Origin of the sequence: Alcaligenes sp. CHO6 (genome assembly GCF_037120595.1) — a bacterium.
GTDB lineage: Bacteria > Pseudomonadota > Gammaproteobacteria > Burkholderiales > Burkholderiaceae_B > Alcaligenes > Alcaligenes ammonioxydans.
In genome coordinates, this window is sequence record NZ_JBANCI010000005.1 from 173849 (window position 1) to 196245 (window position 22397).

22 protein-coding genes are annotated in these 22397 nt (G+C 57.5%); 9 read left to right on the plus strand and 13 right to left on the minus strand.

Features of this window, described 5'->3' with window-relative positions; all coding sequences use genetic code 11:
* Window positions 1-159: 159 nt before the first annotated feature.
* From V6936_RS16095 to V6936_RS16120, 6 genes are all read right to left on the minus strand, one after another.
* Window positions 160-738 carry an OmpA family protein gene (locus tag V6936_RS16095; RefSeq protein WP_003801921.1) on the minus strand — a complete coding sequence of 193 codons (579 nt, stop codon included), beginning with the start codon at window positions 736-738 and terminating at the stop codon, window positions 160-162.
* Window positions 739-1004: 266 nt separating this feature from the next.
* Window positions 1005-1994 (minus strand): Bug family tripartite tricarboxylate transporter substrate binding protein, encoded by a 990-nt coding sequence (locus V6936_RS16100; RefSeq protein ID WP_003801922.1) that lies wholly within the window; start codon window positions 1992-1994, stop codon window positions 1005-1007.
* A gap of 69 nt (window positions 1995-2063) precedes the next feature.
* The gene (locus V6936_RS16105) at window positions 2064-2801 is read right to left on the minus strand and encodes an amino acid ABC transporter ATP-binding protein (RefSeq protein WP_003801924.1); all 738 of its coding nucleotides are present in this window, start codon (window positions 2799-2801) and stop codon (window positions 2064-2066) included.
* 60 nt (window positions 2802-2861) lie between these two features.
* The gene (locus V6936_RS16110; protein ID WP_336580122.1) at window positions 2862-3956 is read right to left on the minus strand and encodes an amino acid ABC transporter permease; all 1095 of its coding nucleotides are present in this window, start codon (window positions 3954-3956) and stop codon (window positions 2862-2864) included.
* On the minus strand, window positions 3957-5144 hold the full coding sequence (locus V6936_RS16115; protein ID WP_131070919.1) for an amino acid ABC transporter permease: 1188 nt from the start codon (window positions 5142-5144) through the stop codon (window positions 3957-3959).
* A 98-nt stretch (window positions 5145-5242) separates the two neighbouring features.
* Complete coding sequence (locus tag V6936_RS16120) at window positions 5243-6259, minus strand: amino acid ABC transporter substrate-binding protein (protein WP_003801927.1); 1017 nt, start codon at window positions 6257-6259, stop codon at window positions 5243-5245.
* A gap of 220 nt (window positions 6260-6479) precedes the next feature.
* Between V6936_RS16120 and V6936_RS16125 the strand changes: the two genes are divergently transcribed.
* The 3 genes from V6936_RS16125 to mutY are packed head-to-tail and all read left to right on the plus strand — an operon-like array spanning window position 6480 to window position 9147.
* Window positions 6480-7151, plus strand: coding sequence for a cell division ATP-binding protein FtsE (locus tag V6936_RS16125; protein ID WP_003801931.1), 672 nt, complete (start codon window positions 6480-6482; stop codon window positions 7149-7151).
* The gene (locus tag V6936_RS16130) at window positions 7148-8056 is read left to right on the plus strand and encodes a cell division protein FtsX (protein ID WP_003801933.1); all 909 of its coding nucleotides are present in this window, start codon (window positions 7148-7150) and stop codon (window positions 8054-8056) included. Before V6936_RS16125 ends, V6936_RS16130 begins: the two co-directional genes overlap by 4 nt.
* A complete protein-coding gene (gene mutY, locus V6936_RS16135; protein ID WP_336580123.1) occupies window positions 8056-9147 on the plus strand; it encodes an A/G-specific adenine glycosylase in 1092 nt (363 codons plus the stop codon). Before V6936_RS16130 ends, mutY begins: the two co-directional genes overlap by 1 nt.
* A gap of 63 nt (window positions 9148-9210) precedes the next feature.
* Here the strand turns inward: mutY and rodA are convergent, their stop codons facing one another.
* The 5 genes from rodA to V6936_RS16160 all read right to left on the minus strand — a co-directional run bounded on the left by rodA (window position 9211) and on the right by V6936_RS16160 (window position 14776).
* Window positions 9211-10353, minus strand: coding sequence for a rod shape-determining protein RodA (rodA, locus tag V6936_RS16140; RefSeq protein WP_003801938.1), 1143 nt, complete (start codon window positions 10351-10353; stop codon window positions 9211-9213).
* Complete coding sequence (gene mrdA, locus V6936_RS16145) at window positions 10350-12209, minus strand: penicillin-binding protein 2 (protein WP_003801940.1); 1860 nt, start codon at window positions 12207-12209, stop codon at window positions 10350-10352. The genes rodA and mrdA overlap by 4 nt, the downstream gene beginning before the upstream one ends.
* 14 nt (window positions 12210-12223) lie before the next feature.
* Entirely contained in the window at window positions 12224-12805 is a 582-nt protein-coding gene (gene mreD / locus V6936_RS16150) for a rod shape-determining protein MreD (protein WP_081050064.1), read from the minus strand.
* The gene (mreC, locus tag V6936_RS16155) at window positions 12789-13670 is read right to left on the minus strand and encodes a rod shape-determining protein MreC (RefSeq protein ID WP_131070922.1); all 882 of its coding nucleotides are present in this window, start codon (window positions 13668-13670) and stop codon (window positions 12789-12791) included. The genes mreD and mreC overlap by 17 nt, the downstream gene beginning before the upstream one ends.
* Before the next feature lie 62 nt (window positions 13671-13732).
* Window positions 13733-14776, minus strand: a complete 1044-nt coding sequence (locus tag V6936_RS16160; protein WP_003801946.1) for a rod shape-determining protein — start codon at window positions 14774-14776, stop codon at window positions 13733-13735.
* A 272-nt stretch (window positions 14777-15048) separates the two neighbouring features.
* Here V6936_RS16160 and gatC point away from each other — a divergent pair, with 272 nt between their 5' ends.
* The 3 genes from gatC to gatB are packed head-to-tail and all read left to right on the plus strand — an operon-like array spanning window position 15049 to window position 18344.
* Window positions 15049-15357: an Asp-tRNA(Asn)/Glu-tRNA(Gln) amidotransferase subunit GatC gene (gene gatC, locus V6936_RS16165; protein ID WP_003801948.1), complete on the plus strand. Its 309-nt coding sequence runs from the start codon at window positions 15049-15051 to the stop codon at window positions 15355-15357.
* Window positions 15358-15366: 9 nt separating this feature from the next.
* Window positions 15367-16887: an Asp-tRNA(Asn)/Glu-tRNA(Gln) amidotransferase subunit GatA gene (gene gatA, locus V6936_RS16170; protein WP_003801950.1), complete on the plus strand. Its 1521-nt coding sequence runs from the start codon at window positions 15367-15369 to the stop codon at window positions 16885-16887.
* Entirely contained in the window at window positions 16887-18344 is a 1458-nt protein-coding gene (gene gatB / locus V6936_RS16175; protein WP_003801953.1) for an Asp-tRNA(Asn)/Glu-tRNA(Gln) amidotransferase subunit GatB, read from the plus strand. Before gatA ends, gatB begins: the two co-directional genes overlap by 1 nt.
* Window positions 18345-18434: 90 nt before the next feature.
* On the opposite strand, the gene pyrE is transcribed toward gatB, so the two are convergent.
* A complete protein-coding gene (gene pyrE / locus V6936_RS16180; protein WP_003801955.1) occupies window positions 18435-19109 on the minus strand; it encodes an orotate phosphoribosyltransferase in 675 nt (224 codons plus the stop codon).
* A 52-nt stretch (window positions 19110-19161) separates the two neighbouring features.
* Window positions 19162-20052 carry a LysR family transcriptional regulator gene (locus V6936_RS16185; protein WP_336580124.1) on the minus strand — a complete coding sequence of 297 codons (891 nt, stop codon included), beginning with the start codon at window positions 20050-20052 and terminating at the stop codon, window positions 19162-19164.
* A gap of 202 nt (window positions 20053-20254) precedes the next feature.
* Here V6936_RS16185 and V6936_RS16190 point away from each other — a divergent pair, with 202 nt between their 5' ends.
* The 3 genes from V6936_RS16190 (at window position 20255) to V6936_RS16200 (ending at window position 22392) form a co-directional block, all read left to right on the plus strand.
* Window positions 20255-20656, plus strand: a complete 402-nt coding sequence (locus V6936_RS16190) for a DoxX family protein (RefSeq protein ID WP_336580125.1) — start codon at window positions 20255-20257, stop codon at window positions 20654-20656.
* 59 nt (window positions 20657-20715) lie between these two features.
* The gene (locus V6936_RS16195; RefSeq protein ID WP_301606000.1) at window positions 20716-21516 is read left to right on the plus strand and encodes a DODA-type extradiol aromatic ring-opening family dioxygenase; all 801 of its coding nucleotides are present in this window, start codon (window positions 20716-20718) and stop codon (window positions 21514-21516) included.
* A gap of 81 nt (window positions 21517-21597) precedes the next feature.
* Window positions 21598-22392: an exodeoxyribonuclease III gene (locus tag V6936_RS16200; protein ID WP_003801962.1), complete on the plus strand. Its 795-nt coding sequence runs from the start codon at window positions 21598-21600 to the stop codon at window positions 22390-22392.
* Window positions 22393-22397 lie beyond the last annotated feature (5 nt).

Below are 22397 nucleotides of genomic sequence, written 5' to 3' on the forward strand. Positions count from 1 at the left end.
GGCAGCTCACAACTCACAGCTAACAACAAGCAACAAGCAACAAGCAACAAACAGAGGATCCTGCCCTACAACTCCATTACTCCCCGATCGAGCACAAAAAAAAGCCCGGCTAAAAACCGGGCCTTTTATCAGCACCCCCGAAGGGGTGCAAGCAGAGACTTACTTCTGCGGCGCGTACAGATACAACTCCACGCGACGGTTCATGGCACGGCCTTCTGCCGTCGCATTGTCACCAATAGGCGAGTTCGGACCGCGGCCTTCCACCATCAAACGACCTTGGCCTACCCCTTGCTGATTCAGATAATTGGTCACAGCACTGGCGCGGTTGACCGACAAGGTCTGATTGGTCTGTGCCGAACCCGTGCTATCGGTATAACCAATCGCCTTGGCGCGCAACTCAGGATGCTGATTCATGGCACGCGCCACACTATCCAGAACAGGCAGCAAAGCCGGTTTCAGCTGATAGCGACCCGTATCAAACGAGACGCTGCTTGGAATATTGACCCGCAAGCTGCCGTCAGCCATTTCGGTCACATCCACGCCCAGGCTGGTAGCGCCGGACTGCTGAACGTCTTTCTTGATACCGGACCAGTTATAGGCCGCGATCCCGCCAGCCAATGCACCAATACCGGCTCCGATCAGGGCCGCCTTGCTGCTATCGCCAATCAAGGCTCCAATACCCGCCCCCACTGCAGCGCCGCCACCGGCTCCAACGGCGGTGCGACCGCCCGTGCTCATATTGTCCATCGTGCCGCACGCGGCCAAGAAGGAAAAAACACCAGCACATGCTGCAACTTTTGCAGACCGAATGAAAATTGTCATTATTGGCTCCGTAATCTCAAATTAAGTACCAGGACCACTTGGATGCCTCCCATACTAGCAAGAGGCATCTCAAGCAGGTACTTCAAAACAGGCTTCACTGCCTTCTTTAACAATTCTTGATCTTGCGAGCGGCCATCCCGACTTCAGTCACTCATTGCCTGTAGGGCTAAGCCTTTGAAAGCTTAGAATAACTCGGCTCCCGAATCGGCAACGACTTCTTTGTACTTCTTAAGATCATTGCTGACAAGCTCACTGAACTCAGCCATGGTACCAGGCTGCACGTCAGAGCCCATCGTTGCCAGTGCTTCCCGCACGGCCGGATCCATCAAGGCCTTGGCATAAGCGGCATGCAGCTTGTCCAGAACAGGCTGCGGTGTACCGCCTGTTGCAAACACGCCGAACCAGGTACCCAGGTCAAAAGGCTTCACCCCAGCCTGCTCCATGGTGGGCACGTCGGGGAAAAAGCTGGAGCGCTCCAGCGTCGTCACTGCCAAAGGCTGGACAGTCTGCGCCTTGATCAGAGGAGCAGCCGAGGCCAGATTGTCAAACATGAAATGGACTTGGCCTGCCAGCAATGCGGTCTTGGCCGGGTTGGCGCCGGCATAGGGAACATGCACAGAATTGATATCGGCACGCGTATTGAGGACCTCTCCAGCCAGGTGGCCCGCACTGCCATTGCCGCCAGACGCAAAATTCAGTTGGCCGGGGTGCTCTTTGGCGTAAGCAATCAGATCCTGCACGGATGCAATCTTGTTCTGCTCGGCAAACTCCTTATTCACAATCAGGATATTAGGCACCGAGGCAACCAGCGCGATAGGCTCAAAGCTCTTGACCGGATCAAAGGGCACCGTCTTGTACAACCACGGATTGATGGCGTTGATTGCCACCGCTCCCATCATCAGGGTGTAACCGTCTGGAGCGGCCTTGGCCACGATGCTGGCACCAATATTGCCACCCGCGCCGGACTTGTTCTCCACCACGACCGTACCCAGATCACCTTTGACACGTTCGGCCAGCAAGCGCGCCATGCTATCCAGTGGACCACCTGGCGGGTAAGGCACCACAAACTGAATAGGTTTGGAGGGGTAGGAATCCTCTGCCATCACGGCAGGTGCAGCCATGACAGCCGCAACACCAGAGACCGCCAGCAGCCACTTACAGACACGAAACATCACTTTTTTCCTTGAAATTAAAATGCATATGGGCTGCGCAAGGCAGCCCATTCAGAGCAGCCATCGATCTTAATGAATGATCTGGCTGAGGAACTCGCGCGTTCTTTCATTACGTGGCGAGTCAAAGAACTCATCAGGCGTATTTTGCTCGATGATTTCACCCTGATCCATAAAAATGACCCGATCGGCCACTTTACGCGCAAAACCCATCTCGTGGGTCACGCACAACATGGTCATGCCGGTGTGGGCCAGCTCAACCATCACTTCCAGCACCTCCTTGACCATTTCAGGGTCCAGGGCCGAGGTAGGCTCATCGAACAACATGATTTTAGGCTCCATGCACAAGGAGCGGGCTATGGCCACACGCTGCTGTTGCCCGCCCGAAAGCTGACCGGGATACTTGTGGGCCTGCTCCGGAATACGGACCCGCTCCAGATACTTCATGGCCAGTTCCTGAGCCTGTGCCTTGGTTTTACGTCGTACCCATATGGGCCCCAGGGTCAGATTCTCCATCACGGTCAGGTGCGGAAACAGGTTGAAGTGCTGGAACACCATGCCCACATCGCGCCGGATGGCCTCGATCTGGCGAAGATCATTGGTGAGCTCTTCGCCCGCCACGATAATCTGGCCTTGCTGATGCTCCTCCAACCGGTTAATGCACCGGATCAGAGTGGACTTGCCCGAGCCGGACGGTCCGCAAATCACAATGCGCTCGCCCGCAGCCACTTCCAGATTGATATCGCGCAGCACATGAAACTGCCCATACCATTTATTGACGTTCTTTAGCTGAATAATGGCGTCTGCCATGCAAAACTCCTTGTCTGGCCGGCAAAGCATCGGATTTGAGCCAAGGCTTTGCCGCCTGTGTCAGCGTTCATAACCCGTTTGCAAACGTCGCTCCAGGGAACGACTGTAGCGAGAGATGGAGTAGCAGAACACAAAATAAATCAGTGCGATGAACAGATACGCTTCCCGGCTAAACCCGCGCCAGGCCGAATCGGCCAGGGCCACTTTGGCCGCCTGGGTCAAATCGAAAATGCCGATAATGACCACCAGGGAAGTGTCCTTGAACAGGGAAATGAAAATGCCGACCAGCGGCGGAATCACGATCTTGAGTGCCTGGGGCAAGATGATCTGACGCATGGTGCGCCAATAGCTCAAACCCAGGGAGGCAGCCCCCTCGTATTGCCCTTTGGGAATTGCCTGCAAACCGCCACGTACGGTTTCGGCAATATAGGCAGCGGCAAACAAAATGATGGCAATCTGGGCGCGCAGCAACTTGTCGATGTTAAAGCCCTCGGGCATGAACAAAGGCAGCATGACCGAGGACATGAACAAGAGACTGATCAGCGGCACACCGCGAATCAGCTCAATGTAGACCACGCACACAGCCTTGACAGCAGGCAGGCGGGACGTCCTTCCCAAGGCCAGCAACACGCCCAAAGGAAATGCAAACGCGATACCGAAGGTGGCCAGGATCAGGGTCAGCGGCAAGCCGCCCCACAGGCTGTTTTCCACATAGCTCAGGCCGAGCACCCCGCCCCACATCAGAATGCCTACCACTGTCAGGCCGGCCAGCCACAACAAAGGTAGCCAGGGCTTCCAGAACCAGCGTATGCAACTGCACACGATCAGCAAGGTCAACAGGATCGTCGCCAGCAAAGGGCGCCACTGCTCGTCATAAGGGTAGATGCCAAACAGGATCAGACGATGCTTTTCCCGAATAAAAGCCCAGCAGGCACCGGCACTGGCACGACAGTCCTGAGCCGTTTGCGCATCGAAGTTGGCCTTGATGAACAGCCAGTCGATCGTGGCGGGCACCGTCAACAAGAGCAGCCAGGCCGACAGGACTGTCAAAATCGCATTTAACGGGGATGAAAACAGATTCTGACGCAGCCAGCCCAAAATACCCGTCTGTAGAAGGGGCGGCCCGCTTACGGTGGATGTAGGCGTATGACTCATTTAGCGCTCCACCAAGGCAATACGGTTGTTGTACCAGTTCATGAAGACCGAGATCGACAAGCTGACCGTCAAATAGGCCGCCATAATGATCAAAATGCCCTCAATCGCCTGCCCGGTCTGGTTCAGGGTGGTATTTACCACAGACACAATATCGGGATAGCCAATGGCAACAGCCAGCGAGCTGTTTTTGGTCAGGTTCAGGTACTGGCTGGTCATGGGAGGCACGATCACACGCAATGCCTGAGGCAGGACGACCAGACGCATCATGCGCGCACGGGACAAGCCCAATGCCTGAGCGGCTTCCCACTGCCCCTTGCCCACGGACTGAATACCCGAGCGCACCACCTCCGCCACAAACGCTGAGGTATAGGTAATCAGACCGGCCAGCAAGGCGGCAAACTCGGGCGACACGGTCACGCCCCCCACAAAGTTGAACCCTTGCAAACGCGGCAGGTCCAGGGCCAGGGGCGTGGGGCTGATGAACAAGGCCAGAGCCGGTATCAAGAACAACAGGAGCACACCCACGCGAAGGGTGGGAAAAGGAACGCCGGTTCGCTCCAGACGACGCCGTGCCCAGTGTGCCATCAGCACCCACAGCACCACGGCAATGCCCAGACCTACGAAGATCCAGTCCATTGCGTCGCCCTGCAAGGTGGGCAGCTTCAACCCCCGGTTCGATAAAAACACGCCAGACATCGGATTCAAGGCCTGCCGCGGCCCGGGCAGGGTTTCGGTAATCAGGGCGTACCAGAAGAACAATTGCAGCAGCAAAGGCACGTTGCGCATCACTTCCACATACGCGCCCGCCAGTCGGGACACCAACCAGTTCTTGGAGAGCCGCGCAATGCCCAGCAAGGTCCCAAAGACAGTGGCGGCAATGATGCCTATGACCGCGACTTTAAGCGTGTTGACCAGGCCAACCAGAATGGCCCGCCCGTAGCTATCGGAGGGCGAGTAGGCCAGGTCCGATTCGCCAATGGCAAAGCCTGCCTCTCGATGCAGAAAATCAAAGCCGGTGGAGATATTGCGAACAGCCAGATTGTGTAAGGTATTGGAGACCAGATACCACACACAAAAGCCCAGCACGCCCAAGATCAGCACCTGATAAATAATGCCGCGCGTAAACGGATCATTCCAGGACAGGCGCCGTCTGGGCGTGGCTGGTGTGGCAGGTTTATTTTGTGCCATAGCGTAAAACCCATGGATGCAGCACTACGCGTAGCCCTGCGAGGTGGCGCGCGTCTGGCCAAAGCCAGACGCAACAACAAACAGTGAAGATCGAAATCTTAACGCACTGGCCAGCCGTACATCACCCCACCATCGCGCCATTGTGCATTCAAACCGCGCTCGAGCTTCAATGGCGTGGATTTACCCAGGTTACGCTCGAAGCTTTCACCGTAATTGCCGACCTGTTTAATAATGTTGTAGGCCCACTTGTTATCCAGCTTCAAGCCTTTGCCCAGCTCGCCGGACACGCCCAGAATACGCTGGACGTTAGGATTGTCACTCTTGGTCTTTTCATCCACATTGGCACTGGTAATGCCATACTCTTCGGCCTCCAGCATCGCATTCAGAGTCCAGCGCACCAAGGTAAACCAGTCGTCGTCGCCCTGGCGTACAAAAGGCCCCAACGGCTCTTTGGAAAAGTCCTCGGGCAAGATGTCGAATTCCTCCGGTGTAGTTTGAGCCGCGCGCACGGCAGCCAACTGGGACTTGTCACTGGTAAAGCCGTCACAACGCCCAGAAGTGAAAGAGCGCATGGCCTCTTCCGGGTTATTGATCACCACAGGGTTGAACTTGATCCCCTGACCGCGGAACCAATCAGCCAGGTTCAGCTCAGTGGTTGTGCCCGGCTGTACGCAAATAGCGGCCCCATCGAGCTCTTTGGCACTTTTCACCCCCAGATTCTTTTTCACCATGACGCCCTGGCTGTCATAGTAGTTAATGCCAGTGCTGACCAAGCCCAAGGTCGTATCGCGCGAGATTGTCGCGGTGGTATTACGAGTCAGAACATCCACTTCACCCGATTGCAAGGCCGTAAAGCGCTGCTGGGTAGTCAAAGGCGTTACCTTGTATTTTTTCGCATCCCCAAACACAGCAGCGGCGATCGCACTGCACATATCCACGTCGATGCCAGACCAGACCCCCTTGCTGTCGGCCAGCGAGAATCCAGCAATACCCGTTGAGACACCACACTGCACAAAGCCTTTCTTCTTTACCGCGTCCAGTGTTTCGCCCGCCTGCGCATTGGCGGCCAGGGCCATCAACGCAACACTACATGCCAAGGTTTTCACTAAGGTCATGGAATATCACCTCCTGTTTACTTTTGGTAAATGGATGCAGATTACAATTGCAGCTAAGCTGTGGTGTCCAATCGTAGAACCAGTCTGTACAAACACAAATCGGGGGTTTCCCTCTGACAGCCTGATAATTGCGTTGACCTACGCCGACATTTTCATGCGGGCTCCCGCCCTCTTTTGCCGGGGGCTTTCCAAGCAGACTCCTCTTTAATTGTGCGTCGCGATGATCGAGTTCCAACACGTTTTTAAATCGTATGGCCGCAGTAAAAATATTCTCGCCGATATTAATTTCCGTATTGATAACGGCGAATTCATTTTTGTGTCGGGCCCGTCGGGAGCAGGGAAATCCACTTTGCTGCGCCTGATCGGTGGTCTGGAGCTGCCCAGTCGGGGCTCTGTCCAGGTCAACGGGCACCGGCTGGATAAACTTCCTGCGCGTGCGCGGCCCTACCTGCGACGTGCGGTGGGCGTAGTGCTGCAAGATACACATTTGCTGCAAGATCGCAGCGCCCTGGCCAATGTACTGCTGCCACTGGCAGTCGTGGGGCTGGAGCCTCGCATCGCCCAGGCACGGGCCCGGGCTGCGATGGAAAAAGTTGGCCTGCGCGGCAAAGAAGATTTGAAGCCGGTGGAAATGTCCGGCGGAGAGCAGCAAAGGCTGGCAATTGCGCGCGCCATTGTGAATCGGCCAGCCATCTTGATCGCTGACGAGCCCACGGCGAATCTGGACGCCGATAATGCCAAACGTATCATGGACGTCTTAATGGACTTTAACCGGGTGGGGGTCACAACCCTGATCGCCTCGCACGATCTGAACCTCATGGCCCGCTACGCCCGTCGTACCCTGTTGATTCAGGATGGCCGCTTTTCCGATCACCCAGGAGTGCTGGCATGAGAACCTGGCTGCGTCACCATCAATATGCCTTTCTGGTCGCCCTGCGTCGCCTCAAAGTGCAGCCCTTTTCATCGCTGTCCAATCTGCTGGTCATTGCCTTGACCCTGGCTGTCCCGGTTCTGGGTGCCAGCATCCTGCTGGCCGCCCAACCGGTCGTGCGCGAAATCCCCACCTCGCCCGAAATGACCGTGTTCATGAAACAGAACAGCACGCTGGAGCAGGCTCAGGTCTTCAGCCAGGCATTGGGCAAAGAATTTCAGAGCGATCTGGCCAACATACGGCTGGTCAGCAAAGAGCAGGCTCTGAAGCAACTGCAAAGCAACCCCAGTTGGACACAAGCCCTGGGCGCGCTACCCAGCAATCCCTTGCCCCACGCTATTGTGCTGACGCTGCATGAAACCCCGGATCTGGTGACGCGTGCCGATTCGCTTGCCCAGGCCCTGCAAGGCCGTGAGGGAGTCGATAGCGTGCTGCTCGACAGTGAGTGGGTGCAACGCCTTGCCGCGATTCTGAGCTTTATCCGCATCGGTTTGTGGATTCTGATGGCCGGCGTCGGCGTGGTGGTCATTGCCACCGTGTTCAATACGGTGCGCCTGCAAGCCTTGAACCAGCGTGAAGAAATTGCCGTGGCCCGCCTCGTGGGGGCAACCGAGGCTTTCGTGCGCCGCCCCTTTTTATATATGGGCGCGCTGACAGGCTTGCTGGCCAGCGCCTTGGCGTGTGGACTGGCCCTGCTGGCGCTAACGCCCCTGAACAAGGCGCTCTCCAGCCTGGCCCAAAGCTACGGCGTGCAATTTACGCTCCGGCTGCCGGAATTTTCTCTTTTACTGACGGCTGCGGTTTTGGTCGCCATTCTGGGCGCACTGGCAGCTCGCTGGTCTGTTACCCGTAGTACCCAATATTGATGTCACTTCCCCAACCCTGCCCCCAAAACCTGGCCGAAAAAGTGGTGGCCTGGCAAAAAACTTCCGGCCGCCACCATCTCCCCTGGCAAAACACGCAAGATCCTTATCGCGTCTGGCTGTCCGAAATCATGCTGCAGCAAACCCAGGTAGCCACGGTGCTGGGCTACTATGCGCGCTTTCTGGAACGCTTCCCCACCGTTCAGGATTTGGCTGCGGCCGAGCAGGACGAGGTCATGCCTTACTGGGCAGGCCTGGGCTACTACGCCCGCGCCCGCAATTTGCACCGCTGTGCCCGCGAGGTCATGGAAAAGTGGGGGGGCCGCTTTCCCGCCACCGCCGCTGATCTAGCCACCCTGCCAGGCATAGGCCGCTCTACTGCCTGTGCCATCGCTGCATTCTGCTTTGGCGAACGCAGCCCCATCATGGACGGTAACGTCAAACGGGTTTTTACACGCTATTTCGGGATCTATGGTCCCACGCAGAAAAAGGCCGTAGAAAATGCCTTATGGGCCAAGGCCGATGAGATGGTGGAACTGGCCCCGGCCGATCTGGACATGGCCGCCTACACACAAGGCCTGATGGACCTGGGCTCGCAATGCTGTACCCGCAGCAAGCCCACCTGCAGCCTCTGCCCACTGCAAAGCGACTGCTATGCCCACACCCATCAGGTGCAGTCCGATCTACCCAGCCCCAAAGAGCGTATCCGCCAGGACGAGCGCTATGCCCATCTATTGATTCTGGAGCTCAATGGTCAGGTTCTGCTGGAGCAGCGACCCGACAAGGGCATCTGGGGTGGTTTGCTCACCCTGCCCCAGTTTGACGATGCCAGCAGCCTGCACGCTGCCGCGCTGCGCTGGTCCGGTAAGAAAGCTGTGGCGCTGGCTTCATTCCAGCACGTGTTCTCGCATTTCAAGCTGCACATCACGCCCTGGCTGCTGCACGTAGATGAGACTCTCCTGGCAGAGCCGACTGCAGGCCAACAATGGCATGATCATGAATCGCTGGAGCAAACAGCCTTGCCGGCCCCTGTCCGCAAGCTGCTGCTCGGTTTGTATCAGGGCAAGAACAGTGAGCAATTGATCTTGAGCTGACAGGGCCCGGGGGCTTGGCTGGCCCCCGGCCAAGTCTGCAACAATAGTCCGCCGTCAACGCCCTTAGGCCGGGCGGGCCGGTTTATCGTTGCTGATACTCATCAACATCCCGCAGGCCACGCCCAGGGTCATCAACGCCGTACCGCCATAACTCAGGAAGGGCAAAGGCACACCCACCACGGGCAAAATCCCCGTCACCATGCCTATGTTTACAAACACATAGACAAATAACATCATGGCCATGGAACCCGCCAGCAAACGACTGAACTGGGTATGCGCTCCTGCGGCAATCGACAGGCCACGCAAAATAAGCAGGGCATACAAGACCAGCAGCATGATGCCGCCGTAAAGCCCGAACTCTTCTGCAAATACAGCAAAAATAAAGTCGGTCGTGCGCTCGGGCACAAAATCCAGATGAGACTGGGTGCCCATCATGTAACCCTTGCCGTACACGCCTCCCGAACCAATCGCAATCATGGATTGGATGGTGTGAAACCCGCGGCCCAAGCGGTCACTGCCCGGATTCAGCAATGTGCAAACCCGGTGTTTCTGATAGTCGTGCAAAACGACCCAATCCAGATCGGGCACGCAAATATAGTCTTCGTAATACAGCAAGGCGCTGATGCCCAGCACCAGTACCACCACGATGGGAACAATCAGCTTGAAGGACAGGCCCGCAAAATAAATCACGCAAAAGCCAGCGGCGAACACCAGCAAAGCCGTTCCCAAATCCGGCTGCCGCACGATCAGCAAAAAAGGGATCATCAGCAAAATGCCGGCCACCAGAAAATCCAGCAGGGTCATTCTGGGCCGCTGGTAACGGTGAAAATACCAGGCCAGCATCAAAGGAACGGAAATCTTGAGCATTTCAGAGGGCTGAATCCGCGCCACCCCCAGGTCCAGCCAACGCGTTGCGCCTTTGCTGGTTTCGCCAAAAAACTCCACACCCAATAGCAACACCACGCCCACGGAATACACCACTGGCGCCAGCTTCATCCACATCGCTGGCGGGATCAGGGCAGCCACCCACATTACCCCAAATGCCAGCAGGAAATTGCGCACCTGATCGGCAAAACGCCAGTCAGTCCCGCCCACTGCCGAATGCATGACCGTCATGCCCAGCGCGGCCATCAAGACCAGCAGGAGCAACAAAGGCCAGTCAAAGGCGGAGACGGCGCGAAGGCCCAGTTGCAAAATCCGCTTCATTGCATCTGCCCTCGCTCCACCAACCAGTAATCAAAAACCTTGCGCACAATAGGCGCAGCCACTGATCCGCCCCAACCCGCATTCTCCACAATCAAGGCAACCGCAATCTTGGGGTTGTCGGCCGGCGCGTAAGACATGAACAAGGCGTGATCACGCAAGCGTTCATCAATGGCGTTGGCGTTGTACTTGGCGCCTCGCAAGCTAAAGACCTGAGCGGTCCCTGTCTTGCCGGCGGCCTGATACGCTGCCCCGGCAAAAGCGCGGCGGGCGGTTCCCAGACGCACGACATCCACCAGCGCGCGCTTGATGACGTCCACATTCGCCTGCTTCAAGGGAATCAGCTTGGCATCAATGCGCACCGGCTGTTCAATTTCCGGATCATGGGGGTTCAGGGTCTGGGTAACCAAATGCGGTGGCCTGACGATGCCATTGCTGGCCAGCACCGCGGTGGCATGAGCAAGCTGCAACACGGTAAAAGAGTTGTAGCCCTGCCCCACTGCCACCGAAATACTTTCTCCGGCATACCAGCGCTGCTGGGCAGGTTTGCGATAGGCCTTACGCTTCCACTCAGTCGACGGCAGTATGCCTTGCCGCTCACCGTCCAGGTCAATCCCGGTCTTTTGTCCAAAGCCGAACTGTTTCATGAAGTCGTGCAGATTGTCGACTCCGATTTCCGGCCCCAGGGAATAAAAATACGTATCCGAGGACACCACGAGCGCACGGTGCATATCGGTAGAACCATACACCGCCCCCCCTGCATTGCGGAAACGCTGCCCGCCAAACTCGAAATAGCCGGGGTCGGAAATACGGTCGCTTGCCTTGCGCTTGCCTGTCTCAAGAGCAGCCAGAGCCACAAAGGGCTTGTACGTAGAGCCGATGGGGTAGGTGCCATACAAGGGACGATTAATCAGTGGGTGATCGGGCGAATCATTCAGTTTGCGCCAGTTCTCCACGTCAATACCGTCAATAAACAAGTTCGGATCAAACGAAGGGGCCGAAACGAAGGCCAACACCTCGCCGGTGCTGGGTTCAATGGCTACCAAAGCACCCCGGCGTCCCGCGAACAGGCCCTCGGCCATTTTCTGCAGGCCGATATCCAAAGACAAACGCAGGCTGGCACCTGGCACCGGGTCCACACGGCTTAAGGTGCGTACGGGCCGACCCGAAGCCGCTACTTCCACTTCCTCGATGCCGGTCCGGCCATGAAGGGTTTTTTCCCAGGTTTTCTCAATGCCCTTTTTGCCGATCACCTGCGTGCCGCGATAGTTGCCCGTTTGACCCGTTTCCTCAAGGCGCTGTTGATCGGCCTCCGAAATGCGCCCCACATAACCCAGCACATGCGCCGCTACCTCGCCCTGCGGATACTCGCGCACCCAGCGAGCCTGCAAGTTCACACCCGGAAACTTGAAGGCATGAGCCGCAAACCAGGCGGCTTCATCATCGCTCAGATTATTACGTAGCAAGATTTCGGAATACCGGCTGTTTTGTGCCACACCCTGCTTGAATCGGCGACGGTCACGGGGGCTTAGCGCCACCAGTTCCCCGACACGATCCAGCATGTCATCGACCGGCTCCGTCAGGCTGGCCGGTACCACCGACAAGGTGTAGTCGCGATAATTACGGGCCAGAACCTCGCCATTGCGGTCCAGAATCTCGCCACGTCGGGGAGTGATCGGGATGACGGCAATACGGTTCTGATCGGCTCGGGCAGCAAAACCTTCATAGCGCACCACCTGCAAATACCATAGGCGCACGCCCAGCACCCCGAGCAGAACGCAAGCCAGAACAGCCGCAACCAGCGCACGAAACAGAATGCGCTGGCGCAACTGATGCGAGGTTTTTTTGAATTCAAACATGGCCGCCCATCCCGTCAGGACGAACCGGAGTCGGACTCGTCCAGACGCCGCTGCGGCAGGAACAGCACGCTATCGGCCAGGGGCCACAGGGCGGCGGTCAGCAAAGTGCCGCCCGCCCACTGCCAGCCGGACCACTCCCCCACCAGCCAGGCGTGCAGGACGCGCACCAGCAACTGGGCCAGCAGCATGACGATTGCCATGTGCAAAAAGTGGGTCCACATGCCGAAATTCAAAATGCGCTTGCGTAACAGCAAGGCGCCGTACACCACCAGAATATAGGTCAGCGCATGCTCGCCCAAGAGGCTGCCATCGTGTACATCAACCAAAATGCCCAGAAAAAACGCCAGGGACATGGGGACACGACGTGGCTCATGGACCGCCCAAAAAGCCAGCACCAGCATGAGCAGGTCCGGTGCAAACGGCAACAGTCGCCAAGGCAACATGGAGCCCAGCCACATCAAAAGAATCGATCCCCAGACCAGCCAGGGGCTGGACGCGCGCGAGAAGGGGCTGCTGTCGATGGGCTGCAGGCTGCTCAGGTTGGACGCCCGGTTTGTGCGGTTGGATGTGTCGGGGGACTCAACGCGGCGCGTCATGGGCTTCGTCCTGTTCAAGCGGGCGCTCGCTCTCGGGCACCAGCAAAATCAGAAAATGGCGGTAGCGCTCAGGATGCGACAAAGGCGTGACCAAGGCCAGGGCAAAGCCCGAGGCGTCATCGCGCTCAATGCTGCTGACGATACCCACGGGCAAGCCGGCAGGAAACAAGCCCCCGATCCCGCTGGTAATCAGGGTGTCGTTGGGCTCCAGATCCACATCGCTGGTCAGGTACCGCACTTCCACCTTGCCGCCCGGATTGCCCCCAAAAGCGATCAGACGCAGGCCGTTGCGCAGCACCTGCACCGGTACCGACACCTTGTCGTCGGTAATCAAGGCCGCCTCTGAGGTAAAGCGCGTGACACGCACCACCTGGCCCACCACCCCGCCCTCATCAATTACCGGCATGCCCGGGCGAATGCCGCTGGAAGAGCCTTTGTTGAAGATCAGATGGCGGGCATACCCGTTGGGCGGCTCATACAGCACTTCCACGGCTACCGACGGTTGCGTCACGGCATCAGCCACCTGCAGTAGACGGCGCAATTGCTCGTTTTCGGCAGACAGCTGGGCGGCATGGGTGGAGAGCTGAGCCAGCTCGATACGCTGGCGTTGCAAGGCTTCTTTTTCGGAACGGGCAGTTGAGGCCGCATCCGTCCAGCTGCTGAAGTAAGTGACCAGATCACGGGGAGCGAGCATGACACGCTGAAAAGGGTACAGAACAGCAGCGACAGCCTGCCGCACCGGTTCGAGCACCGCAAAACGCGCATCCGTAATCAACAAGCCCACCGCCAGCACCAAAAGAGCGGCCAGACGCAGCTCAGCGGATGAGCCGCGCCTAAATAGCCGGATGGAGCCTTGTTCTCGCATTACTCAAACACTCGATCGCTTGCCTTCCACTGGCAGACCACGCCGTGGAGCCCAAGCAAAGATCAATCGTAAATAAATACGGACTCCAGACGCTCCAGATGTTCCAGAGCCTCGCCGCAACCCCGTACCACGCAGGTCAGAGGATCTTCAGCCACCACCACAGGCAGGCCGGTCTCTTCTTGCAACAGACGATCCAGGTCATGAACCAGGGCACCCCCGCCGGTCAGGACAATACCTTTATCGGTAATGTCCGCACCCAGCTCAGGAGGAGTTTGTTCCAGCGCAGTTTTAACCGCAGAGACAATTTGATTCAGGGGGTCGGTCAACGATTCAAGAATCTCGTTGGACGAAACGGTGAAACTACGTGGCACCCCTTCGGACAAATTGCGACCCTTGACTTCAATTTCACGAATTTCGGTGCCGGGGAAAGCAGAGCCAATCTCTTTTTTGATCAGCTCGGCCGTGGGTTCGCCAATCAGCATTCCGTAATTACGGCGGATGTAGTTGATAATTGCTTCGTCGAACTTGTCGCCACCAACACGCACCGAACCCTTGTAAACCATACCGCCCAGGGAGATGACGGCCACTTCGGTGGTACCACCACCAATATCGACCACCATGGAACCGCTGGCATCAGAGACCGCCAGGCCCGCACCGATTGCGGCGGCCATGGGCTCTTCAATCAGATAGACCTTGCTGGCACCGGCACCCAATGCGGATTCTTTGATGGCACGGCGCTCCACCTGGGTCGAACCACACGGCACACACACGATAATGCGCGGGCTGGGAGCAAACATGCTGCGTGGGTGAACCATGCGGATGAACTGCTTGAGCATCTGCTCGGTGACGGTAAAGTCCGCAATCACGCCATCTTTCATGGGCCGGATGGCTTCAATATTGCCAGGCACCCGACCCAGCATTTGCTTGGCCTCCTGCCCGACGGCCTGAATGATTTTTTTACCATTAGGTCCGCCCTCATGGCGGATGGCTACAACGGACGGTTCATCCAGTACGATACCCTTGCCGCGTACATAAATAAGGGTATTGGCCGTACCGAGGTCGATTGCCATATCGCTGGAAAAGTAACTGCGTAGGAATCCGAACATGGGCGCGCAAAGTGTAAAGTGTTTGGGGAAAAAAGGCAGGTAAATTCGGCGCGGAACTCAAGCGTAGAACGACAGGCACAAGAACCAGGCAACGAATTCAAAAATACCTGGGAAGGAAACGGTCAATGATAACTTATAATTGCTCTACATTAGGACTGTTTTAATGGTCAGTTAAGTTCTGTAACCCCCGCATTTGCTGTAAAAGTGCCAAACTGTCCTTAACTGACAGATTTCCGCTTTTTTTTATTACTCATTTTCCAGTACCCACCCACATGTCTATCACTGAACAGGATGTTGCCCGTATAGCGCAACTGGCGCGCCTTGATCTTTCTGCTGAACAAGCCTCCCAGGTCGAGCACGATTTGACGCGCATCCTGGGCCTGATCCAGACTTTGCAAACCGTTGATACTCAAGGCGTTGAGCCAATGGCCCACCCCTTGTCCGCCCGCCAGCAGATCAGTCTGCGCCTGCGCGAGGACAAGGCTCTGCCGTCCGGCACGGTCGAAAGCCGCCAGGCCATGATGCGCAACGCCCCCGCCGAGCAGGATGGCCTGTTTCTGGTGCCCACGGTCATCGAATAAAGCAAAACCATGTCTTTTACCCCTGAATTCGCGACGATTGCAGCGCTACGCCACGCTCTGCACAACAAAACCGTCAGTGCCCGCGAGCTGGCCCAGCATGCGCTGGACAATAGCGCCCGCCAAAAAGCGCTTAACGCCTTTGTTCAGCAGGACCCTGACCTGACTCTGGCCCAGGCCGATGCCGCAGACGCACTGATTGCCCAGGGCAAGGCCGGCCCACTGACCGGCATCCCCATCGCACACAAGGATCTGTTTGTCACCAAGGACTGGCAGACCACCGCCTGCAGCAAAATGCTGCAAGGCTACCTCAGCCCCTTTGACGCTACGGTCGTCACCAAGCTGCAGGCAGCCGGCACAGTCTCCCTGGGCAAACTGAATTGTGACGAGTTCGCCATGGGCTCTCGCAATGAAAGCTCGGTATTTGGCCCGGTGCGCAACCCCTGGGATCATTCCATGGTTCCCGGCGGCTCCTCAGGCGGCTCTGCTGCCGCAGTGGCCGCAGGCCTGGTCGCCGGGGCAACCGCCACCGATACGGGCGGCTCCATTCGCCAGCCCGCCGCCCTGTGCGGCGTCAGCGGCATCAAACCCACCTATGGCACGATTTCGCGCTTTGGCATCATCGCGTACGGCTCCAGCCTGGATCAGGCCGGCCCCATCGCCCGCAACGCGCGCGATTTGCTGGATTTGCTGGAAACCATGTGTGGTTTTGACCCGCAAGACGCCACCAGCCTGGAATTTTGCGACGATCAGCCCAATACTGGAGCCCGTATTCGTCAGGAATTTGAACAGCACCAGTCGCAGCAAGACGCGCAAGGCAGCCAGCCCCTGAAAGGCGTGCGCATTGGAGTGCCTGCGCAGTTCTTCGGTCCTGGCCTGGACCCGGCCATCGCCGATGCGATCGAGGCCGCGCTGAAAACCTACGAAAGCCTGGGTGCGGAACGCGTCACGGTGCAACTGCCCTTGACCGAACTGTCGGTTCCCACCTATTACGTCATCAGCCCTGCTGAAGCCTCGACCAACCTGTCGCGCTTTGACGGGGTGCGTTTTGGCCACCGCGCCAGCCAGTACACCGACCTGAACAGCATGATCTCGCGTTCCCGCTCGGAAGGCTTTGGCCCTGAAGTCGTGCGCCGCATTCTGGTCGGCACGTATGTGCTCTCGCACGGCTACTACGACGCTTACTATCTGCAAGCTCAACGCGTGCGCCGCATGATTGTGGACGATTTCCAGAAAGTCTTTGAGCAGTGCGACCTGATTCTGGGCCCTGTCACGCCCGCTCTGGGTCGCAAGCTGGGCGCCACCATCGAGGACCCCACCACCGACTGGCTGGGCGACGTCTATACGCTGGGAGTCAGCCTGGCTGGCCTGCCTGCCATGTCCGTTCCCTGCGGCTTCAGTCAGGGCGAACGCCCCTTACCCATCGGCCTGCAGATCATTGGCAACTACTTCCGTGAAGGCCAGTTGCTGGCCTTTGCCGACCGCTTCCAGCAAGTCACCGACTGGCATCAACGTCAACCAGGACAACAATAATGGAATGGGAAATTGTGATCGGGCTGGAAACCCACACCCAGCTCTCGACCGAATCCAAAATCTTCTCCAGCAGCAGCACCCGTTTTGGTGCGTTGCCCAATACACAAGCCAATGAAGTGGACATGGCGTTGCCCGGCGCCTTGCCCGTCTTTAACCGTGGCGCAGCTGAACGGGCGATTCGTCTGGGCCTGGCCGTGGGCGGACGCATTGCGCGACGCTCCGTATTCGAGCGTAAAAACTATTTCTACCCGGATCTGCCCAAGAACTATCAGATCAGCCAGATGGAAATCCCGGTGGTCAGTGGCGGCACCATCAGCTTCATGCTGGACGGCGAAGAAAAGACCATTAATCTGACTCGCGCCCATCTGGAAGAGGACGCCGGCAAATCCCTGCACGAAAACTTCCGGGGCCCCCACGGCGAATCCAGTACCGGGATCGACCTGAACCGCGCCGGGACCCCGCTGCTGGAAATCGTGTCCGAACCCGAAATGCGCTCGGCCGCCGAAGCGGTGGGCTACGCCCGCGCCTTGCACAGCCTGGTGGTCTGGCTGGGCATTTGCGATGGCAATATGCAAGAAGGCTCGTTCCGCGTGGACGCCAACGTGTCAGTCCGTCCCAAAGGCCAGAAAGAATTTGGCACCCGTTGTGAGCTGAAGAACATCAACTCCTTCCGTTTTCTGGAGCGTGCCATTCAATACGAAGCACGCCGCCAGATCGAACTGATCGAGGACGGTGGCAAGGTCATCCAGGAAACCCGCCTGTACGACTCCGACCGCGACGAAACCCGCAGCATGCGCAGCAAGGAAGATGCCCACGATTACCGCTACTTCCCCGACCCGGATCTTCCCCCCCTGTTTATCAGCGAAGAGTGGATCGAGCAGGTTCGTCAGGACATGCCCGAGCTGCCAGCACAAAAACTGGCCCGCTTCGAGCAGGAGTTTGAGCTGAGTCGCTACGACGCCTCGCAACTGACCGTGGACCGTGCAACCGCCGACTTTTTTGAGGCAATTTTGCAAGCAGGCGCCAAGAGCAATGCCAAACTGGCTGCCAACTGGATTCTGGGCGAGCTGTCCGCCGCCTTGAACCGCGAGGAAATTGGCATTGAACAATCCAAAGTCAGCCCGGCCCAACTGGCCCAGTTGATTGCCCGTATTGCCGACGGCACCATCTCCAACAAGATTGCCCGCGACGTGTTTGCCGCGCAATGGGATGGCGAACTCAATGGCGATGTGGATGCCATCATCGAAGCACGCGGCCTCAAGCAGATCAACGATGTGGGCGCTATTGCCGCCATGGTCGATGAGGTGCTGGCCGCCAATCCGAGCATCGTTGAGCAGCACCGTGCCGGCAAACCCAAAGCCTTCAATGCCCTGGTCGGTCAGGTCATGAAAGTGGCCAAGGGCAAGGCTAATCCGCAGCAGATCAATGAAATGCTCAAGCAAAAGCTGGATGCCTGAATCTGGATGCAGTGCTGAGCGGATACAAAAACACCAGGCCTGGGCCTGGTGTTTTTTTGTGCAGTACCGACACAAACCTGCGTGTGACGATCAGACGCCGTAACGATCCCGGTAGGCTTTGACCTGAGGAGCATGAGCGGCCAGCGTGGTGTCATCTGCCAGCACCGCCATGATGTCCGCCAAAGACGCAATGCTGATGACTGGAATACCGTAGGTCTGCTCTACTTCCTGAACTGCCGAATGAGCGGACAGTTCCTGATCATTGCCCGCCCGCTCCATGCGATCCAGTGCGATCAAGACTGCAGCAGGTTGCGCACCAGCCGCCTTGATGATCTGCATGGATTCACGCACCGAGGTGCCGGCAGTAATAACGTCATCAATAATCACCACCTTGCCTTGCAAAGGAGCGCCTACCAGGGTGCCGCCTTCACCGTGATCTTTGGCCTCTTTGCGGTTAAAGGCAAAGGGCACGTCACGCTCACCGATTTGAGGGTGCTCGGCAAGGGCGATGGACGTAGCCGCTGCCAATGGAATGCCTTTGTAGGCGGGGCCAAACAACATGTCAAAGGACACGCCCGAATCGAGCAGGGCCTGGGCATAAAAGCGGGCCAGTTGCCCCACGCTGCGTCCGGTATTGAACAGGCCGGCATTAAAAAAGTAAGGGCTCAAGCGTCCAGACTTGACCTTGAACTCCCCAAAGCGCAGCACTCCCTGTTCCAGGGAAAAGCGCACAAAATTGCGACGATTATCGTTATTGGCCGACATGACAGAGTATGAAAAAGATAGAGACAAAAGCATTTTAGCGTGTTGTGAGCCATCACTTGGCAGGTTCGGCCAGTTCTTCGAGCAAGAAGTCGATAAAACTGCGCACTTTAGGCGTCAAATAGCGCCGGCTGGCATAGACTGCATGCAGTTGTTGCAGCTCTTCACGGTAATCGGGCAAGAGACGAACCAGGCGACCGGACTCCAGGTCGTCCATCACCAGCCATTGCGGCAAGTAAGCCAAACCTGCCCCACCCAAAGCGCAGTAATAGGTCAGATTCGTATTGTCAGAACGCATAAAAGGATTCAGACGTAAGGACTCCGGCCCGTCCGGCCCCAAAAACTCGAAACTGGGCTGCTGCAAGTAACTGGGACTGATGGCAGGCAAACGCATCACGTACGCGCAGTTACGGGGCATGCCGTATCGGGCCACAAACGCAGGGCTGGCCACTAGATGAAAAGGGGTGGGACAAATCAGGCGGGCGATCTGATGGGGGGCCGGTTCGCGCATGACGCGCAAGGCCAGGTCAAATCCTTCCGCCACCAGATCCACCTTGTGATTGCTCAAGCTCAGCTCCAGCGTCACCTCAGGAAAGCGTGTTTGATAATCCTGTAGCAATTGCGCCACTTTGCGGTTTGCAAACCACACTGGGGCAGTCAGCCGCAGCACTCCTTGCGGCTGATGCGCGGAGCCCGACAAGGCTTGTTGCCCGCGCTCCAGCGTGTCCAGTGCCTGCAAACAATAATCGAAGTAAGTCTGCCCCAGCTCGGTCAGACTCAAACGACGACTACTGCGATGAAGCAGCCGGGCGCCCAACTGTTTTTCCAGGTTGGCCAGGTGCTTGCTGACCATCGGCGCTGACATGTCCAGACGCTGAGCCGCTGCCGCAAAACTGCCAGCGGCGACGATTTCACGAAACACCCGCAGGCTCTGAATAGTATCCATGCTTTCCTAATAAGAAAGTATCTAATGAAAATAGGGCTGTTTATTTCCTGATAGTAATTGATTAAGCTTGAACGAGCGCTAACCCGATGCCTGTCTGGGCCTTGAATGGGCGGGACCAGCTTCAGGCTGAGATCGAATCTCAGGCACTCCCCGGGCCAGGTGCTTTTTTTACCGCTACCGTCAACTTTCCAAAGGAAAACACATGAACGCCCTTACTTCCTGCTGGACTCCTCGCATCCTTAGCCTGCTGCGCATCGTCACAGGCTATTTACTGCTGACACACGGTACTGCCAAGATCTTGGGCGTCCCCCAAGTGGATATGTTTGCCAACCTGCAAATCGCCTCTCTGTATGGCGTGGCAGGCATCCTGGAGCTGATTCTGGGCGGCTTGCTGGTGCTTGGGCTGTTTTCCCGCTTTGCAGCCTTTGTCGCATCCGGCCTGTGCGCGTTTGCTTACTTCATTGGTCACGCCAGCGCCAGCACCTTTGCCACTCCAATCCTGAACGGCGGTGAAGCAGCGGTTCTGTTCTGCTTTGTCTTTCTGTATCTGGCCTTTGCCGGCCCAGGCCCCTGGAGCATCGACGCAGGTCGCAGCGCCGACTGATTACCCTAACCAAGCCCTTACCCCACCCTGCCCCTCCAGGGCAGGGGTCGGAGATCATCATGACGATGCCTACCTATTTCATTTCGCACGGCGGCGGCCCTTGGCCCTGGATGCCCGAGGCGCAAACCATGTACGCCCCACTGCGTGCTGCCTTGCAGGATATTCCGCGCCAATTGGAACGCAGCCCAAAAGCGATCCTGATGGTCTCCGCGCACTGGGAGGCACAGCAGGAAAACCTGCTGGTTGCTGCCGCTCCCCAGCCCAGCATGGTGTACGACTACTACGGTTTTCCATCGCACACTTACGAGATTCACTATCCGGCACCGGGCGATCCGGCGTTGGCTCAGCAAGTCTGTAATTTGCTTGAGGCCGCTGGCCTGCCCACCCGCCTGGACAGGGAGCGTGGCTTTGACCACGGCGCTTTCGTACCCGCGTATGTCATCTACCCGCAAGCCAAAGTGCCGATGGTGCAACTGTCCATTCACGCCAACTACGACCCGGCCCTGCACTACGCCATGGGCGAAGCCCTGGCTGCTTTGCGGGACGAAGATGTGCTGATTATCGGCAGCGGCCTGAGCTATCACAACCTGCGCAATATGGGACCAGGCGGGGTCGAACCGTCCGCCCGGTTTGATACCTGGCTGGACCAGAGCCTGAGCCTGCGTGACCCCGCTGCCCGCCGTCAAGCTTTGATGGACTGGGAGCAGGCGCCTGCAGCCCGTATTGCCCACCCGCGTGAGGATCATCTGGTGCCGCTCATGGTCGCCGTCGGTGCGGCTCAAGGGGATGCGGCTTACCGCTTTCACCATGAGACCCAGGCTTTTGGCGGGCTGACTGTATCCAGCTACCGTTTCGGCTGAACCCGGTAACAAGCTCTGACGGCCACTGACATGCTGACAGTTTACGGGTTAAAGTGCTGACGCTATAAGGAGAATTGCCACGTGTTACGCGTCACCTCGTTAAACGTCAACGGTATTCGGGCTGCTTTTCGTAAAGGGCTGCCCGCCTGGCTGCAAGCCCAGAAGCCCCATATTGTCTGCATGCAGGAAATCAAGATCAGCGAACCGGATCTGACACCCGATCTGACCCATCCCGGGCAGTATCACGGCCACTTTCACCATGCCCAGAAAAAAGGTTACAGCGGCGTCGGTCTGTATTTGAGCCACCAAGCAGAAGCCGTGGCCCAGGGCATGGCCTGCGACGAGTTTGATGCCGAAGGCCGTATCATCCGCGCCGACTGGAACACGCTCAGCGTCATCAGCGCCTATCTGCCCTCAGGCTCATCGGGCGATGAGCGCCAAACGGCCAAGTACCGCTTTCTGGATCATTTTGAACAGTGGATAGCGGGCCTGATGCAAGAGCACCGCGAAACAGGCCGTGAGTTCATTATTTGTGGTGACTGGAATATCGCGCACCACGAAGCCGATTTGAAAAACTGGAAAGGCAATCTGAAAAACAGCGGTTTTCTGCCTGAAGAGCGCGCTTGGATGAGCAAAGTGCTGGGCGAGCTTGCCTGGGTGGATGTCTACCGCAGCCTGCACCCCGATACCACGGACGAATGCTACACCTGGTGGAGCAATCGTGGTCAGGCCTGGGCCAAAAACGTAGGGTGGCGCATTGATTATCAAATTGCCACCCCAGGTATTGCCGCCAAGGCGCGCAGTGCAACGATCTATAAAGAAGAACGTTTCAGCGACCACGCCCCCCTGACGATCGATTACGACTGGAGCTTGTAAATGCC